The sequence below is a fragment of the Draconibacterium sp. genome (assembly GCF_041583095.1).
Lineage (GTDB): Bacteria > Bacteroidota > Bacteroidia > Bacteroidales > Prolixibacteraceae > Draconibacterium.
Window position 1 is genome coordinate 1 of the sequence record NZ_JBFHGM010000407.1, and the last position, 3,086, is coordinate 3,086.

Below are 3,086 nucleotides of genomic sequence, written 5' to 3' on the forward strand. Positions count from 1 at the left end.
CCAACTGCAACTCCCAACAACAATCCACTAATTGCTGCTTTTATCGATAGACGTCTGCTTCTGTCGGTTGATGTAAGCACTAAAAATGACAGCATTGAAAGCAATAATGGGAAGTCGTAGGTAAATCGTGCAAAGGCATATTGTACAAAAGGATTGTACATTATAAATAATAGAGCAGAAGCTCCAACAATGAATCTGAATATTTGGTTTTTACGATTTAGTGAGTTTTGTATAGAATAAAAAATAAGTACAAGCATAGTAAAAAACGATGCCAGGCTAATAATTCTTGCACTTAATGTAAGCGATGGTGTAAACTCAAGAATTAAGGCGTATGTAAAAACATAGTAGGGCATGTGTATCAACCGATAATCTTTGTAGGGAATTAGTCCTTCTTCGGCTGTTACCTTGGCCCCTGCATTATATGGATTGTCATCATGATCAGTATAGTTCTGCATATTCCTTAAAAATGCAGACTGAAGGATAAAAGCAAACAGAACCACAATCAAAACCTTGTATAAAGTTGCTACAAATCTGTTTTCTGACGGACTATCAAGAAATCCAAGATCAAAAATTCTCATTTTCTCTTGCTACTTATGATTAAAAATTTTGTTCTTAAGCAAACCCCACTTTTGCAAACGATATTGGCACGCGGTTCTTAACACACCAATGGCATAAATCGTACTGTTTTTAATGCTGATTGATGAAGCATCAGCGAAATATTTCGTAGGGCAGGTGATTTCGGCAATTTCGTAACCGGCATACCAGGCCTGGGCCAGCATTTGGTTATCGAATACAAAATTATCGGAATTGGCATTGTAGTTTATCGTTTCCAGTATTTCGCGCGAAAATGCCCGGTAACCGGTGTGATATTCTGAAAGTTTTGCATTAAGAAGAATATTCTCAATAAAAGTAAGGAAGCGGTTGGCAATGTATTTGATCAAAGGCATGCCGCCTTTTAGGGCTCCCGTTCCTAAAATCCTTGACCCCAAAACTACATGGTATAATTCATTCCCAATCAAATTAGCCATCGCGGGAATTAACTTTGGGGTGTACTGATAATCCGGGTGAAGCATAATTACAATATCAGCTCCAATTTCCAGTGCTTTGTTGTAACACGATTTTTGGTTTCCGCCATAACCTTTGTTTTGCTCGTGAACCACAATGTGTTTAATACCGAGTTTTTTACCAACTTCAACGGTGTCGTCGTTGCTCATATCATCTACCAGAATTACGTCGTCAACAATATTGAAATCAATTTCCTTATAGGTAATTTCAAGTGTTTTGGCAGCATTGTAGGCAGGAAGAACCACCACCACTTTTTTGTTGTTAATCATTCGGTTTATAGTTTTACCCTATAAAAATAAAAAGAGTTGGCAGATTTTATTGTTAATCGCCAAGTTTAGTTTGCCTCGTTATTTATCAGCTACTTGTTTTGAAGCCTTATGCCAGGATTTTGCGCAATTTAATTCTACCGGCCAGGCGTGTTGCAAAAGTTGCAAAAGCAACTACCGAAACCGATGAAATGGGCATTAAAATGGCCGCTACCACCGGCGAAAGATTTCCGCTGAGGGCAAAGGCAATTCCGATAATATTGTAGCAAAATGAAATAATGAAGCTGAGTTTTACGATCTTCAGCGAAGTTTTGGTGAAGCGGATAAAATTAGCCAGCTGATTAAATTGTTCGGCTTCCAGAACGGCGTCGCTGGCCGGTGAGAAGTGGTAAACTTTATCGGCAATGGTTAAGGCTACATCGCTTTGCATTAGTGCGCCGGCATCGTTTAGTCCATCACCGGTCATAAGCACCGTATTTCCTTTCTCTTGTTGCGATTTTATAAACGCTGCTTTATCGCCGGGTTTTTGGTTGAAAAGCATGTGTTCACGATCAAAAAATGACGAGAGGTTTTCAGCTTCAGCATCGTTATCGCCCGAAATAAGAAAAAGGTTAAAACCTTGTTTCAACGAACTTAATACGTTCCTAAAACCTGAGCGGTATCGGTTGCTAATGGTAAAATGGCCTTTCAGTTCATCTTCTATGGCCACATATACAACCGATGTTTTTTTCTTTTCGGTGGTAGGTGCGTTCGAAACATATTCTTCCGACCCGATCCGCAGATTCAAGTCGTTTACTTTCCCAAAAATTCCGCGACCGGCAACTTCTACAAAATGCTCCGGATTATGGTATGCCGATCCGTTGAATGATTGCGAAAGTGCAGTACTCAACGGGTGTGTCGATTGACGTGTAAGCGAAAAAACAGCTTCTTTTTCCGCTGCCGAAAGTTCAGTGCCTGAATACACCACTTTGTTTTGGTTGGGCTGGGTTAAAGTGCCCGTTTTATCAAAAACGATGCTGTTGATGTGCGAAAGCTTTTCAATGACATCAGTGTTTTTAATGTATAGTCCCCGCTTGCCAAAAATACGCATGGTGTTTCCAAAGGTAAACGGAATGGAAAGCGCCAATGCACACGGACAGGCAACAATTAATACGGCAGTAAAAACAAAAATAGCCGTGTGATATTCTCCCCGAAGTGCCCAAAAAGTAAAGCCGAAAATGGCGATGGCAATTACAATCAAAGTAAAATATTGGCTAATCCGGTCGGACAGTGTTTTTAATGAGTCGCTGGGTTTTTCGTACGATTTATCCTGGTTCCAAAGTTTGGTGAGGTGACTTTGATTCACCTCCTTTTTTACCTTGATGCGTATGATTCCACCCATTTGTCGTCCGCCGGCGTAAATAAAGTCGCCGGGCTTTTTAACAATAGGTGTCGATTCGCCGGTAACAAAACTATAGTCGATTCGGCCTTCTCCGTCAACCAGTTCCGCATCGGCAGGAACAAGCTCTTTGTTGCGGATGATCAGTTCATCATCCACTTCAATCTTTTCAATCAGAATGCTCTCTTCAATTTGTTTATTGATTTTGGTAACCGCAATCGGGAAATACGATTTGTAATTCCGGTCGAACGAAAGCGCTTCGTAGGTTTTGCTTTGGTACCATTTTCCTACCAGCAGGAAAAAGATGAGGCCCGATAAACTGTCGCTGTAACCCGGCCCACCGGTAAAAATTACCTCGTAACTGGTTACCAGAAACA

The 3,086-nt window shown here is 40.7% G+C and carries 3 protein-coding genes; all 3 read right to left on the reverse strand.

The window, feature by feature from the left end:
* On the reverse strand, positions 1 to 578 hold a 578-nt coding region (locus tag ABZB17_RS21855), incomplete at its 3' end, for a hypothetical protein (protein ID WP_372653668.1).
* 9 nt (positions 579 to 587) lie between these two features.
* Positions 588 to 1,334 (reverse strand): glycosyltransferase family 2 protein, encoded by a 747-nt coding sequence (locus tag ABZB17_RS21860; protein WP_372653670.1) that lies wholly within the window; start codon positions 1,332 to 1,334, stop codon positions 588 to 590.
* Between the two features lie 106 nt (positions 1,335 to 1,440).
* Positions 1,441 to 3,086: heavy metal translocating P-type ATPase (locus ABZB17_RS21865; protein ID WP_372653673.1), on the reverse strand; the 1,646-nt coding region annotated here is incomplete at its 5' end.

Bases quoted from the DNA above. Each gene is read 5' to 3' on its own strand.
- ABZB17_RS21860 (WP_372653670.1), bottom strand. From the start codon at position 1,334: ATGATTAACAACAAAAAAGTGGTGGTGGTTCTTCCTGCCTACAATGCT.